Raw genomic sequence first — 13,360 nt, forward strand, 5'->3', positions numbered from 1 at the left:
CGCCCTGGAGGGGTCAGGGGCGACGGTCGACGCGTGCGGAGGCACGTGCATGACGGGGTGTCACGTCAGCTGGCGCGGCGCCGACGGCGCGAGGTGACAGCGGCGTGGGGCGGCGGAGTTGGGGGGCGGGCACACGGCATCACATCTCCAGACCCGAGCCTGCGGCCGGGGCCTGTCCGACCCGCCCCCCATCGCCGCGAGTCCCTCACGATCTCCGACCGGCCATCAGCACAGACCATACGACAGGCCTGCCCGCACGACTCCGACGCCGTGATCACACCAGCCACAGCGAGATCACTCCACGGGCGACGAGCCCTCCCGCTGGCCGGGGTGGGTTCCGGAGGTGAAGGCAAGAATGTCGAGGACCGCCGAGCGCAGGCTCCCGAAGTGACGGTGCACGCCGTCCACCGCAACGGGAGCGTTGACGCCCCACACCGTCATGCCGGCACGCAGCCCGGACCACACCCCGGACGGGGCGTCCTCGATCACCAGACAGTCCTCCGGCTCGGCACCGAGCCGCTTGGCAGCCAGCAGATACGGGACGGGCGAGGGCTTGCCTTCCTCCACGGAGGCGGCATCCACGATGACGTCCGGCACCGGCAAGCCGGTCCGGGCGAAGCGTCCGCGCACCCGGTGCTCGTCATTCGACGTCACCAACGCCCACCCCGTGGAGGGCAGAGCGCCGAGCAGCTCAGGGGGCGGAGAAAATGCGGTGCGTGCCGGCACCGCGCTGGTCAGACTCGCTGACATGAACGAGAAGATCACCCGCATCAACCCCGAGCAGCTGCATGAGACACCCGGCTACCACCACATCACCGTGGTGGAGGCAGGCCGTACCGCCTATCTGGCGGGGCAGTGCCCGCTTGATCGGAAGGGTGACCTCGTCGGTTCCGGTTCCCTCGAGACGCAGGTCGACCAGGTGGTCGCCAACGCGCTCGCCGCCCTGGCAGCGGTGAGTGCCCAGCCTGAACATGTGGTGCGGTCGGTGATCTACGTGCGGAGCGACGAGAGGGACGCTCTCGGAGCCGCATGGCGTCGGCTCACCGAGTCTGCCTTGGGCCCGGCGTTCACCACCGCCAGCACGCTCCTGGGCGTCGCCCAACTGGGCTTTCAGGGGCAGCTCGTCGAGGTGGATCTCACCGTGGCGTTGCCTGACTGACTTCGAACGATCTTGATGGCATGGGCGGTCCGAGCCGGAAGCTCTGCGTTAGTGCAGTTGCCAACGGAGGAGAGCCCGCGCCAAGGGCTCCCCGGTACGGTGCGCGTAGAGCGTGCGTTCCTTGATCTCGCGCACCGCGGGCGCCATCCGGGGCCGCCGCAGCAGGACTTGTGGAACCTGATGCCCGCGTTCAGGACCACCGACAGGGCTCGCCAGGCGTCCGTGTCACGGCGCCGGGGCGTGGCGAACGCCGAACCGGCGTGGATCATCGCCTTCGCACAGCGCGGACAGCGCCGCTCGCGTTCGGGGCCGTACGCCTGCTTGTACGAAGCCCGGCAGGGCAGACAGACGTACGAGGTCTTTCCATGGCTCATACGTGCAGGCTAGAGCCACGCACGCTCCGACCGCCACGCCATTACGTGTGCGTGAGGCGCAGGGTGAGACAGCCCGATCGATAGGGGCGTGATCAGGCGTGCGGCCCGGGGCTCAGCTCGCCGACCAGCACGGTGCGGACGATCGGCGGCCGTCCCCAGAGGGCCAGGATCTCGTTGGAGAGGTCGACGAGCCGGCCGTGGTCGCGTAGGCCGTGTGTGGTGATGCCGGCTGCCGCCAGGCTGCGGGGGACGGCCTTGGCGTCCAGGAGGGCCCGCCACTCCGCCGGCCCGATGTCGAGGTACTCCAGACCGGTGAGCCTGCCGATCTGCCGGGGGTCGGCGAGGGTGCCCGGGTAGGCGGTGAGGGTGCGCAGGCGCGGTAGTCCGACCACAGGGGCGAGGTCGACCGGCGCATCGTCCCACACCCCGATGCAGAGCACCTCCAACTCCGCGTGCGCGGCGGCCTCGACGCCGCGCAGGTGGGCCACGTTGACGTGGGCGACCGCCGGTTCCTCGGTCCGCCGGCGGGAGCCGGACCGCCGTCGGCCGCGCGGCTTGACCCGCCGCACCAGGTCGGTGAGCGAGTCGGCGATCAGCTCGGCGCCGAGGAACGACTCGTGGCTCAGCAGCACGATCTGCCCGGTGTGGCCGGCCGGCCCTGGGGTCAGGTCGACCGCGAGCCGGTCGCCGCCGCCGTTGTCCCCGAAGACGATCCAGCCGGGCGAGCCGACGAGGCCCTGGACGGCGGCGTCGGGCGGGGTGACAGCGGCCTCGCAGGCCGCGAACCTCCAGGGCGCCGGCCGGGACGCCGAGTCGGCGACGTACACGTCGTCCAAGGGGAAGGGTTCGCATCCGACGGTGTCGTACACCCCGGCTCGGTCGTCGCCGTGCGCGTCTTCCCGCCTCCACCGCACGACCCGGTAGAGGGCCCGCAACTCGTCGGGAAGTCGCAGGCCGAGACGCGCTTCGGTGGCGGCGATCTCCTCGTCGCCGGCGCCGATGGCGCCGGGCAGCCGTGCGCGCAACCGCCGCTCCAGCGCCACCGGGTCAGCCGACCGGGCCGGGTGCGCGGCCGGGGCCGAGGAGGGCAGCCGGCGCCAGGGCTCGGGGACCGCGCCCTCGACCAGCAGGAGCGCCCCGCCGCCCGCCGGTCCGGACTCCACGGCCGGGCTGGGGCCCCTCACCCGCAGCCGGGTCCTGCCCGAGGGGGTGACCCGGGCGGAGAAGGTCACGGACTCCACGCCGGCCCCTTCGAGGGCGTCCCTCACCCGCTCGACGGCCTCCCGCTCCGCGGCCGAGGCCCTCCCGCGCGGACGGGACCGTGACGACCACGCCTCCCGGCCTACCGCACCGGACAGGTGCACCGTCCCGTCCTCGTCCTGCGCCTCGCTCCCGGCCGCCCACTCCCGCAGGAGCGGCGCCCACGTGTCGAAGGAGTGCAAGGACGGCGCGGAGGGGACGGAGGCCGGCTCGTTCATGGGCCGACCCTATGCCGCGCCTCTCGCGACGCAGCGCCCGGATGTCGCCCTCTGATCCGGGGCCGTCCGCGCAGGCTTCCGTGGCCCGAGGTCAGTCCGCGTACACGAAGACCAGGCACAGGGCCGCGAACGGCACGACGGACGTGCCGAGCAGCGTCAGCACCGCCGGGACCGCCGCCGTCAGGCGCTCCTTGCCCTTGCGCCGGCCCGCGCGGAACACGAAGCGGCCCGAGGTGAACGGCAGCGCCAGCAGGGCGAGGACGAGCAGCGGCACCAAGAACCGGCTGAACGCGGTGGTGCCGGTGTCGGTGATCAGACGCCAGGCCGTCGTCCCGAAGATCAGTGCCGGGCCGGCCAGCAGGCCGGCCGAGAGGGCCGACGCCACGGCGACGGTCAGCCCTTCGGTCACCCGCTCGGCACGCGAACCCGCCCGGAGCGCTCCCGGCATCCCGCTGTTCTCCACGTTCATCCCCCCGGCAGCAGCCGCCGTGCGGTCTGGCCGGTGTGCGGTCGATCCGCTCCGTCCCTGGCCGGCGGAACCGGCAGCACAGGCACGGGTCTGCGGACACGATGGTCTCATGCGCCCCCGCGGCGTCGTCGCGGGGGACGACCACATGCCGCGTACGTCTGCGCCCGTCCCACGGGGGCGCACCACCCGGCGTCGCCACCACGGCGCTCCTCGGTGGGGGGGGCGGTCAGTCGCGGGCGGGCGGGACCGGATCACGAAAGCCACGGCGACGGGCCGCACCCGGCCGGCAGCGCAGCAGACGTCCCAGAATCAACCCGCCGCCGCGAAGCGCGCCGTGGCGGTGGAGCGCCCGCACCGCGTAGGTGGAACAGCTCGGGGTGTACGGGCAGCGCGCCGGCCGCGCCGGGCTGACCTCGGCACGGTAGTGGCGTACGTACCGGTACATCACGGCGGCCAGCCACCCGCCCGGAGGGGGCGCGACGGGGTCCGCGCCGTGGCCGGCAGCCGTGAGCGAAGGGCGCAGAACGGCGGACAGCAGAGCCGCCTGCGTCCACACGCCGCCGCAACAGCACGGGTGGGACAGCGTGTCGAGGGTGGCCGCGCAGCAGCCCTCGCCGTCCGCGTTCTTCCTCCGGCCGCGCTCACCGCTTCGCGTCACTGTCTCCCCCACCCTGATCGACACGTGATCATACAAAGGGAAGGGGCGGGCGCGTCGCGGGCGCGTCGCACCATCCGCCGGAGAGGCTCCTCCCGGCCGCGCCTGGCGGGTGCGCCCGCCGCCGGCCGCCGCCACCGCGGCCGGCAGCCCGGCTTCAGGAACCGCCGCGCTCGCGGGGGATCTTCAGGCCCGCCTCGATCGCGACCGGCAGCCGGTTCTCGGCCGGCGGCAGCGGGCAGGTGGCCAGATCCGTGTAGGCGCACGGCAGGTTCGCGGCGCGGTTGAAGTCCAGGACGACCGTGCCGTCGGTCGCGGGCGGCCCGACGGACAGGGCCCGGTTGGCGGCGTAGGTGGTGACCCCGGAGGTCGCGTCGGTGAACAGCACCATCAGCCGGCCGGCGCCCTGTCCGGGGAACGCGGTCAGGGACAACTGACGTCCGTGCACCTCGAACTCGATCCTGCCCGGGGCGTCGTACACGTGCTCAAGGCCCTCGACGGCCGCGCCCACGGTGGTCGGCCGCGGCTCGTCGAAGGGGTGATACCGGCCCGTCAGGGACCAGCGCGGGTCGGGGGCGTACGCGGGCGTTCCGGCGAAGGCGGTGCGCAGCGGCGCGTCCGGGTGCCGGGGGCGCAGGATGTCATGGCCGCCGCGCTTGGCGACCTCGATGACGGCGTCGCCCCAGACCGCGTCCACGCTTCCGCGCTCGGCGATCACGCCGAAACGGTGTTCACCCCGCACCGGCGTTCCGCCGACGACCAGTTCCTCTCCCTCGTCGAGCCGGACCGTGACCCCGTCGTGGCCGGTGTGCCATGTGCCGGGCGCGTCGGGGAAGCGCTGCGGCCGGTCGTCCAGCCAGTGCAGGCCGGTGACGGCCAGGAACCCGTGCGGGTCGGCGAGCCCGGCCTCCTGGGCGCGATACCACTCCGTCCACTCCTCGGTGAAGGCCTTGAGGTCGGTCGTGCCGGTTTCCGTGGTCATGCGTTCTCCTTCGTCACGCGAGGCTCGTCATGCCAGTGAGAACGGCCGCCCGCCGGAGTCGCATTCCGGTCCGCGTGTGACAGCTTCTTGTCCGTCATGTGTACGGGAGCCTTGCCTCCCGAGAGCCGCCCGAGAGGGATACCCGCCGAAACGGAGCAGGATGACGGTGCCGGCGCCCGGCACCGCGCCCGGCATGACAAGCTGTGCCCCCCACCCCCGAACCCAGGAGGTCACCATGACCGCAGAGCCCGTGTCCACGGAAGGTTCGGAGCCGGCTGACCCCGAGACGCCCCCTCTGGTCCCGGACGGCGACGGCAACGACGACCTGAAGCGCAAGTTCCGTGAGGCCCTGGCACAGAAGCGCGGTACGCAGGCGGACGCGGCCGATGTCGCCGCCAAGCCGGGCGCGTCGAAGGTCCGTGCGGCGCACGGGCCTGCCGCGAGCCAGCGGTCGTTCAGGCGCAAGAGCGGCGGCTGAGTCGATCTCGCGCGGCCGGGCACCCTCGCGCAGGCTCGACGGCCGTCCCGGCGAGGAGAACCCGGCGCACCTGCGGTAGGCGCGCACACCGGCTCCCGCGGCGCCTACGGCCCTCGGGCGCAGCCGCGGCAGCGGTGGTACGCGCAGGTGTGGACGCGTCCGCCGGGTCAGCTCGGCCCCGGGCCGCCGCTCCCGGCGACGGACGCGGTCCGGGCGGCCGGTGCGGGGGCCGGTTTCCTCACCTCGTACGCCTCCGAGGAGAGGTAGACGGTCACCCGGGGCGGCCGGCCCTGGTGGTGGGCGAGGCCCACGTAGGCGATGAGCCCCACGCCGTCCTCCGGGCGTCGCGAGGTGAGGGCGGAGACCGAGCGCACGAGCGGGGCGGGGTCCATCCCGTGGTCGCGGAGCACGGACACCGCGCGGTCGAGCGCCTCGCCGTCGTGGGCGGCGTAGTCACGGACGGGTACGTAGAGCGTGAAGCCGCTGGGGCGGCCGGTCGCCGTACCGGTGAAGGCGTGGCAGGACTGGACGGGACGGCGGTCGAGCCGCAGGTCCGGGGCGGCGAGGTCGAGGGCGTCGGGCCCGGCCGCGGCGTCGGCTTCCGGGAGCGCGGCGGCCGTGTGGAAGAACGAGGTGATCGCGCGCCGCCCCGGTCCGCCGTCCAGGCGGGAGAGACCGGCGGCCTCTCCCGCCGACAGGTCGTGGTGCGCGAGGTAGACCTTCACCCGGGGCTCTTCCCAGGCACCCAGGTCCAGGGCGAGGAAGAGGTGCCGGTCGCCGTGGGGCAGCGAGGCGAACGCCCGGTGGTGGCCGAGCCGGCGGAGCGCCTCCCGTACGGTCCCGGCGGAACGTTCCTGCCCGGAGGCCGCCGGGTTCAGGTACACCTTGAGCTTGGGGACACCGCCGGGCAGCAGCTCCAGCGCGCACCAGAGCGCCAGGGGGCCCTGCGGATCCGGCGGGAAGAAGAGGTCCTCCACCTCGTCCAACGGCCTGGTGCCGAAGCCCCAGCGCCGCGCCATCTCGCGGACGACCCGCAGGCCCGCGCGCCCGTTCCGTGCCATGTCCCCGGCGCCGCAGCCCGGTTCCAGCAGCACCCGCAGGGTCGGGTCCCCCTGCGGGGTGAAGGAGAGCGAGAACTCCACCGGGGTGTGGTCGTCGGAGAGGAAGGAGTCGTCGGGGGGCGGCAGGTCGAGCGGCCGGTCGGCGACCGGACCCAGGGCGGCGAGCACCGTCCGGGCGTAGGCCGCGGAGTCCGCTCCGTCCAGCCCTGCCGCCTCGCAGAGGCGCAGCACCTGTCTCACCGTATGGCCGCCGAGTGTCCGGCCCCCGGGCGTCTCCGGGCGGGCCGGCCCGGAGGCGCCCGGCCGTCTCTCCACCGGCGGCCGGGGCGCCCAAGAAGATACCCGCCTGGTGAGGCGGGTATCGAGGGGGTCGGATTCGGCCGGGTCCTGCGCGAAAGCGGCGTCGGCGACTATGTCGTCCACGACACCTCCTCTGCCTCGTAGCGGTACGGAACACCGCGTGCACTACCCGTGAGGCTGGAGTTTCATGCGGTGTGGAAGGGGCTGCGAGGTGTTGTGACGATCACCTCGTCAGCCAGTTGAGGAACTGGCTCCACTTTCCGCCGCGTTCGCGCGTGGCCGTGCCCTGCGCGGGGCCGGGGTTCGCGGGCGCCTGGGGCTGCGCCTGCGGGGCCGCCCTGCGTACGGTCCCGGCCGGGGTGAACCGGGCGGGCAGCGTGGCGAGGCCGCGGTTGAAGGGACCGGGGCGCCAGGTCAGGCTGTCCTCGGGCACGGCGAGTTCGATGTCGGGCAGGTGGTTGAAGAGGTTCTCGATCGCGGTCACCGTGATCTGCCGGGCGGGGTCCTTGGACGGGCAGGCGTGCGGGCCCGCGCTCCAGGCCAGGTGCGCACGGTTGCTGCCGGCCTGACGGGCGGCCGTCAGCGCGGGGCCGCTGTTGGCGGCGGCGAAGCTCACCAGCACGAGGTCGCCCGCCCGGAACTTCTCCCCGGCGAACTCCACGTCCGTCGCCGGGTAGTGCGCCGCCAGGTTCTGCATCGGCGGGTTCTCCCACAGCGTGTCGTCGAGGGCCTCGTCGATCAGGCCGCCCCGGTGGGCGTACGCGTCGTGGGTGAGGAGCCGGTGCAGGGTGTTGCCGATGAGGTTGCGCAGCGGTTCGTTGCCCGCGACCAGGAGGAGGGCGAGCTGGTGGACCATCTCCTCGTCGGTCAGGTTCGCCTGGTGCTGCATCAGCCAGGAGGTGACGTCATCGCCCGGGCGGGCGCGCTTGAGCGCCACCAGCTCGCCGACGGCCCCGAACAGGACCTCGACCGCCTTCTCGGCGTTGACCCCGTCGAACATGCCGGTGATGCCGAACACGACGCGGTCGCCGATGTCGGCCGGGCAGCCGAAGAGTTCGTTGAACACGAAGAGCGGCAGCTGCTTGGCGTAGTCGCCGAGCAGGTCGGCGGAGCCGCGGGAGCCGAACTGGCTGATCAGGTACTCGGAGACCTGCTCGGTGCTGCGGCTGAGCTTGCGGGTGTCGACGCGGGCCATGCTGTCCGTCACCGCCTGGCGCAGCCGCAGGTGCTCCGCGCCGTCGCTGAACATGCAGTTGGGCCGGTACGCGAGGACGGGGACGACCGGGTTGTCCGGGCTGATCCGTCCTTCGTTGAGGTCCCGCCAGCGCCGCGCGTCCTTGCGGAACGAGCTGGAGTTCTGCAGGAGTTGCAGCGCCGTGGCGTAGTCGGTGACGAGGGTGGCCTCCACTCCGGGAGCGAGCTCCACGGGCGCGGTCGGGCCGTAGTGGCGCAGGTAGCCGTAGTACGCCTGCGGATCGGCCGCGAACTCCGGCCCGTACAGCGGCACCCGGCCGCCGTCGCCGTGGGCGGGGCACCCGGGCGGGGGGACGGGTGCGGTGGGTTGAGCGTCCATGTCTGTTCCTAGTGAGCGCGGTCCAGCAGATAGCGGACGAGGGTGATCAGTGCGTCGGCGGACGATTTCTCGTCCCGCGCGTCGCAGGTGACGACCGGGGTGTCGTCGAGCAGGTCCAGCGCCTCGCGCAGCGCCCGCACCTCGCGGTCGGGTGTGCCGTCGAAGCGGTTGATGGCGATCGCGTAGTCGAGGCCGTACTGCTCGATCAGGTCGATCACGGCGAAGGAGTCCGCCAGCCGCTCGGGGTCGACGAGCACCAGCGCGCCGAGCGCGCCGCGCGCCATGTCCTCCCACATCTGGACGAAGCGCTGCTGGCCGGGCGTTCCGAACAGGTAGAGGACGACGCGCTCGTTGATGGTGAGGCGGCCGAAGTCCATGGCGACCGTGGTGGTCGTCTTGCTCCGGACGCCCTTGAGGTCGTCGAAGGTCTCGCCGGCGCGGGTCATCGTCTCCTCGGTGGACAGCGGAGGGATCTCCGATATCGCACCGATGAAGGTGGTCTTGCCGACCGCGAAGTGTCCTACGACGAGGATCTTCACCGCGGTCTGCGTCGCGCCGTCACGGAGGTACGCCCGTTCATCCAAACTTGGCGCGGAGCCCATGCAGCACCTCCTCGAGGATGTGTTTGTCCGCCAGCGAGGCGCGCTGGACGGGAGGCCGGGTGATGAGGTAGCCGGCCTCGGTCAGGGAGGACAGGAGGATCTTCACCACTCCCATGGGCAGCCGGGTGTGCCCCGCGATCTCGGCGACGGAGAGGTAGCCGGCGGTGCACAGGTCCAGCAGGCCCTGCTCCTCCGGGGAGAGCCGCGTCGGCCGCTGCTGGTGGTCGTCGACCGCGGTGACCAGGGTGATCAGGGTCAGCTGCTCCGCGTCGGGCAGACCGCGGCCCTTGGTGATGACGTACGGTCGCACTAACTCCGCGGCCTCGGACTCCGGTTCGCCGAATCCGGTCATGAGCGGACGCCGAGGTTCTCGCGCGGCGGCGTCATCAGGACCTTGCCCAGCTGGCCGACGAGCTGCTGCATCCGGAAGGAGATGTCCTGCATGTCGACGTCCGGCGAGGCCGAGACGCCGAGGTAGGCGCCCTCCCCGGCGGAGATCAGGAAGACCCAGCCGCCGTCGAACTCGACCAGGGTCTGCCGCCAGCGCAGCCGGCCGCCGTGACCCCCCTGGCTGCCGTCGACGAAGAACCCGAGCGAGCGGCTGAGCGACTGCACGCCGCTCATCGCGGCGGCGACGGTGTCCGCGTTGTCCTTGTCGAAGTCCCGGGTCCGGGCCATCAGCAGACCGTCGGCGGAGATCAGCACCGCGTGCAGCGCACCGGGGATCTCCAAGGCGCTGTCAAGCATCCATGACAGATCGTCGTTCACGAGAACTCATGCCCTTCGCTGCTCGCATCGTGTGTGCTGCCTGTGTCGTGCGCCGCGTCCGGGCCGGTGACCCGGCCGGACTGCGTGCCCCGCTGGAAGGCGCCCAGGATCGCCGCGGTCTCCGCACCGGAGCGGGTCGCCGCGGGCGCGCGCGTGGCCGGCGCGGTGCCGGGCACGATCGCCATCGGCCGCTTGCGGCGGCGCCTCGGGAGGCCGTCGACGGTCGACGCCGCGACGACGGCGGGCTCGGGCCCGCCCGCCTCCGGCATCGCACCGGCCGGAACCGCGGGCACGGCCGGGACGGCGGGAGCGGCGGGAGCCGGCGCCTGCTTGTCCGGCATGGCGGTGAGCAGCTCGTGCGGCAGGAGGAGCACGGCGCGGACACCTCCGTACGGCGAGTCCGAGTCCACCGACACCTCGAATCCGTAGCGCTCGCAGAGGACACCGATCACCGCGAATCCGAACTGCGGCGGACTGCCGAGCCCCGAGACGCCGGTGACCCGTTCACTGGAGAGGAGCTTCGCGGCCTTGGCCCGCTCCTCGTCGTTCATGCCCACGCCGGCGTCGTCGACGACGATGCAGACGCCCTTGGGGACGGTGCGGATGTTGATCTCGACGACGGTGTCGGGACTGGAGTAGCTGGTGGCGTTGTCGAGCAGTTCGGCGAGGGCGAGCGCCACCGGTTCGACGGCCCGGCTGGTGATGCCGAAGTCGACCTGCGACAGGATCTCGACGCGCCGGAAGTGGCGGACGCGGCCCTGCGCGCTGCGGACTACGTCGTAGACGGAGGCGACCTCACGCTGCCTGCCCAGCCAGCCGTCGCACAGCACGGCGATGGACTGCGCGCGCCGGCCGAACTGGGAGTTGGTGTGGTCGATCTCCAGGAGGTCCTGGAGGATGACCGACTCGCCGTACTTGTTCTGCAGTCCGGAGATGACCAACTGCTGTTCCGCGGCGAGCCCTTGGAGCGTCCGCATCGCGGACTTGAGGACCGTCTTCGTCGACTCCTGGGCGCGTTCCTTCTCCGCCTCCACGGACTTCGCGTAGCCGCTCTCGAGCTCGGCGTAGTGGGCCTTGAGCCCGTCGATGTCGCGCAGCAGGGTCCGTGCCGTCCGGCGTTGACGGACGATGACGACGACTGCACCGAGGACGGCGACGAGGAGGGCCCAGAGCACTGGACTTTGTATGTGATGCGTCATAAGACTCTCTTCAGACGACTGACGGTCGGCTGCCGAAACTCCGTCCATGCGGGCGGACCGGCAGACCGTCCGTACCGGAGTGCCCCCTGTCGTCCCCCGTGGCCGATGGCGTCGTACACCTGTCCGCCACTCCGGTAAACGCGATGATCGTATCATCGCAAATGAACACCTGACTGTTCGTCAATATGGGGATTTCTGGTGGATATTGACCACTCTCGACCGTCCGACTGTCAGGGGCTGCACGGCGAACACCCCTGACATCAGCGGTGGTTGACCGCAACTCAGCTGTGAAGGGCCGCCTCCACGGCGTCCACGGCCTCCGCCAGGGCGAGGGGCCGCAGCGTGCCCGGCACGCGCGGGGCCGTCCAGCCCGGACCGACGGTGAGCACCACGGGCCTGCGGCGGGCGCCCCGGACGCCCCAGGTCATCTGCGCGACGTGCTGGGCGAGCGGGCGGCTCGCCGTGGTCCGGGACTGGGCCCACAGGACCACGGCGTCGGGACCCGTCCGGCGGACGGCCTCGATCAGGGCCTCGGCGGGGAGCGCGGCGCCGAACATCCGCAGGGGCAGGCCGCGTTCGTACAGGGCCGAGGCCAGCGCCTCGATCGGCAGGGCGTGGGTCTCGCCGGGGACGCAGGCGAGGAGCGCGAGGCCGTCGGTCGTGCGCTCCGGGGGTGCGCCCCGGCGGCGGTGCAGCGCCGTCGAGACGTGCCACGACAGGAGGTGCTCCACCTCGACGTACCGCTCCCCGGAGGTCTGCCACTTGCGGCCCACGGCCCGCAGGGTGGGCACGATGACCTCCGTCCACGCGGTGACGAGACCGTGCTCGGCGATGGCCGCTTCGAGGAGGCGGTCGACGGCGATCGCGTCGAGCCGCAGCGCGGCGCGGGCGAGGCCCCGGCACTCGATCCGGGCGTTCCCCAGTCCGAGCCCGCCCCCGGCACGGGTCGGGCGGGGCGGCGCGGAGCGGGTGGTGCGCCGGGTGCTCGCCGGCTCGGGGTTGGATCCCCCGCGTGACGCCGCCTCCGGCTCCTCAGGCGTCTCCGAAGCGGGAGGCGGGGACGCGGGGGCGGGCGCGCCACCGGGCGAGGCGGCGCGGTCGGAGCCCGGCGACGAGCCGGGCGACAAGTCCGGCGCGGGAACGGCACCGGAGGCGGCCTCGGCACGGGCCACCCGCGCGGCCTCGGCCGGGGGCAGGCCCGCGTTGGTGAGGGCGAACATGCGCTCCAGCAGGGCGAGGTCCGCGGCGGTCCAGCGGCGGTGCTTGCCGCCCACGCGGGCGGCGGGCCCGATGCCGTACCGCTGGTCCCACGAGCGCAGGGTGGTCGGGGCGACACCGAAACGGCGCGCCACGGAGCCGGTGGTGAGCCCGGCCGTGCCGGGCCCCGCCCCCTTGCCCTCGCTCCCCCGTGCCGCGTCGGTCACACGCCCACCATACGACGCACAAACGACGCATGTTGCTTGCGTCGTTTCTCAGCTCCGACACTGAGGTCATCGAACACCCGCGACCGCCACCGGCCGCCGGAGCGGAGGCGGCGCCCACGATCGCGGACCGCGAAGACCGCACGTACACAGGACGCCGGTCCGCCGGGACGGAGGGAGCGCATCATGACCGCAACGCAGGTGGAGCAGCGTCTCCTCGCCGATCCCCGCCCGCCCGTCCACGAGAACGACGAGTCCGACGAGCTGGCGAGCGGGCTGCTGCGGGGCGAAGAGGAGGCGTTCGCGGCGATCTACCGCCAGTGGGGCGTCCTGGTGCACACCATGGCCGCCCGCACTCTCGGCGACTCCAAGGAGGCGGAGGACGTCACCCAGCTCGTCTTCCTGGCCGCCTGGCGCGGCAGGGCGGGCTTCCGTCCGGAGCGGGGCTCCCTGGGCGCCTGGCTCACGGGCATCACCCGCCGCAAGATCGTCGACGCGCTCGCCGCGCGGACCCGCCGCGCCGAGATCGCGGCCGCCGCCGCGGGAAGCGCCCCGGCCCGCCTGCCGTCCGGCCCCGGGCCGGAGACCGTCCTGGACCAGGTGGTCATGACGGACGAGCTGCGCAGGCTGCCCCGGGCGCAGCGGGAGATCCTCGCCCTCGCCTTCTACGGCGACCTCACGCAGGTCCAGATCGCGCAGCGCACGGGCCTGCCGCTCGGCACCGTGAAGAGTCACGCGCGCCGCGGGATGCACGTGCTGCGCCGCCGCATCGAGGAAGGCGGCGCCCACCGGGCTTAGCCGCCCCTTCCGTACGACGTCCACGACCACGCGCCAGACCGGC

The 13,360-nt window shown here is 72.9% G+C and carries 14 protein-coding genes and 2 pseudogenes; 3 read left to right on the top strand and 13 right to left on the bottom strand.

Features of this window, described 5'->3' with window-relative positions:
* Positions 1–294: 294 nt before the first annotated feature.
* Positions 295–711: pseudogene (locus ACZ6RC_RS22235) on the bottom strand (HAD family hydrolase); the annotation flags it as partial.
* A 37-nt stretch (positions 712–748) separates the two neighbouring features.
* On the opposite strand from ACZ6RC_RS22235, the gene ACZ6RC_RS22240 reads away from it, so the two are divergent.
* Complete coding sequence (locus ACZ6RC_RS22240; protein ID WP_469585910.1) at positions 749–1,159, top strand: RidA family protein; 411 nt, start codon at positions 749–751, stop codon at positions 1,157–1,159.
* A gap of 48 nt (positions 1,160–1,207) precedes the next feature.
* On the opposite strand, the pseudogene ACZ6RC_RS22245 reads toward ACZ6RC_RS22240, so the two are convergent.
* The 5 genes and pseudogenes from ACZ6RC_RS22245 to ACZ6RC_RS22265 all read right to left on the bottom strand — a co-directional run bounded on the left by ACZ6RC_RS22245 (position 1,208) and on the right by ACZ6RC_RS22265 (position 5,117).
* Positions 1,208–1,533 (bottom strand): annotated as a pseudogene (locus ACZ6RC_RS22245) (deoxyxylulose-5-phosphate synthase).
* A gap of 92 nt (positions 1,534–1,625) precedes the next feature.
* The gene (locus tag ACZ6RC_RS22250; RefSeq protein ID WP_469585914.1) at positions 1,626–3,011 is read right to left on the bottom strand and encodes an SMI1/KNR4 family protein; all 1,386 of its coding nucleotides are present in this window, start codon (positions 3,009–3,011) and stop codon (positions 1,626–1,628) included.
* Between the two features lie 91 nt (positions 3,012–3,102).
* Positions 3,103–3,474, bottom strand: a complete 372-nt coding sequence (locus ACZ6RC_RS22255) for a hypothetical protein (RefSeq protein WP_469585917.1) — start codon at positions 3,472–3,474, stop codon at positions 3,103–3,105.
* 232 nt (positions 3,475–3,706) lie between these two features.
* Positions 3,707–3,925 carry a membrane protein insertion efficiency factor YidD gene (gene yidD, locus ACZ6RC_RS22260; protein ID WP_469586734.1) on the bottom strand — a complete coding sequence of 73 codons (219 nt, stop codon included), beginning with the start codon at positions 3,923–3,925 and terminating at the stop codon, positions 3,707–3,709.
* 367 nt (positions 3,926–4,292) lie between these two features.
* Positions 4,293–5,117 carry a DUF1684 domain-containing protein gene (locus ACZ6RC_RS22265; protein WP_469585920.1) on the bottom strand — a complete coding sequence of 275 codons (825 nt, stop codon included), beginning with the start codon at positions 5,115–5,117 and terminating at the stop codon, positions 4,293–4,295.
* A 235-nt stretch (positions 5,118–5,352) separates the two neighbouring features.
* Between ACZ6RC_RS22265 and ACZ6RC_RS22270 the strand changes: the two genes are divergently transcribed.
* Entirely contained in the window at positions 5,353–5,595 is a 243-nt protein-coding gene (locus tag ACZ6RC_RS22270) for a DUF5302 domain-containing protein (protein ID WP_453617705.1), read from the top strand.
* A 167-nt stretch (positions 5,596–5,762) separates the two neighbouring features.
* On the opposite strand, the gene ACZ6RC_RS22275 is transcribed toward ACZ6RC_RS22270, so the two are convergent.
* The 7 genes from ACZ6RC_RS22275 to ACZ6RC_RS22305 all read right to left on the bottom strand — a co-directional run bounded on the left by ACZ6RC_RS22275 (position 5,763) and on the right by ACZ6RC_RS22305 (position 12,522).
* On the bottom strand, positions 5,763–6,887 hold the full coding sequence (locus ACZ6RC_RS22275) for a tryptophan dimethylallyltransferase family protein (RefSeq protein ID WP_469585924.1): 1,125 nt from the start codon (positions 6,885–6,887) through the stop codon (positions 5,763–5,765).
* A 292-nt stretch (positions 6,888–7,179) separates the two neighbouring features.
* Positions 7,180–8,529, bottom strand: coding sequence for a cytochrome P450 (locus tag ACZ6RC_RS22280; protein ID WP_469585927.1), 1,350 nt, complete (start codon positions 8,527–8,529; stop codon positions 7,180–7,182).
* Between the two features lie 8 nt (positions 8,530–8,537).
* Positions 8,538–9,131: a GTP-binding protein gene (locus ACZ6RC_RS22285; RefSeq protein WP_391133079.1), complete on the bottom strand. Its 594-nt coding sequence runs from the start codon at positions 9,129–9,131 to the stop codon at positions 8,538–8,540.
* Complete coding sequence (locus ACZ6RC_RS22290; protein ID WP_391133082.1) at positions 9,106–9,483, bottom strand: DUF742 domain-containing protein; 378 nt, start codon at positions 9,481–9,483, stop codon at positions 9,106–9,108. The genes ACZ6RC_RS22285 and ACZ6RC_RS22290 overlap by 26 nt, the downstream gene beginning before the upstream one ends.
* Entirely contained in the window at positions 9,480–9,899 is a 420-nt protein-coding gene (locus tag ACZ6RC_RS22295) for a roadblock/LC7 domain-containing protein (RefSeq protein WP_391133085.1), read from the bottom strand. Before ACZ6RC_RS22295 ends, ACZ6RC_RS22290 begins: the two co-directional genes overlap by 4 nt.
* A complete protein-coding gene (locus tag ACZ6RC_RS22300; protein WP_453617708.1) occupies positions 9,896–11,098 on the bottom strand; it encodes an ATP-binding protein in 1,203 nt (400 codons plus the stop codon). Before ACZ6RC_RS22300 ends, ACZ6RC_RS22295 begins: the two co-directional genes overlap by 4 nt.
* Before the next feature lie 281 nt (positions 11,099–11,379).
* Entirely contained in the window at positions 11,380–12,522 is a 1,143-nt protein-coding gene (locus ACZ6RC_RS22305) for a MerR family transcriptional regulator (protein WP_469585935.1), read from the bottom strand.
* A 183-nt stretch (positions 12,523–12,705) separates the two neighbouring features.
* On the opposite strand from ACZ6RC_RS22305, the gene ACZ6RC_RS22310 reads away from it, so the two are divergent.
* Positions 12,706–13,317 (top strand): RNA polymerase sigma factor, encoded by a 612-nt coding sequence (locus tag ACZ6RC_RS22310; protein WP_469585938.1) that lies wholly within the window; start codon positions 12,706–12,708, stop codon positions 13,315–13,317.
* The last annotated feature ends 43 nt before the right edge of the window (positions 13,318–13,360 follow it).

It is taken from the genome of Streptomyces sp. NPDC048353 (assembly GCF_055587165.1).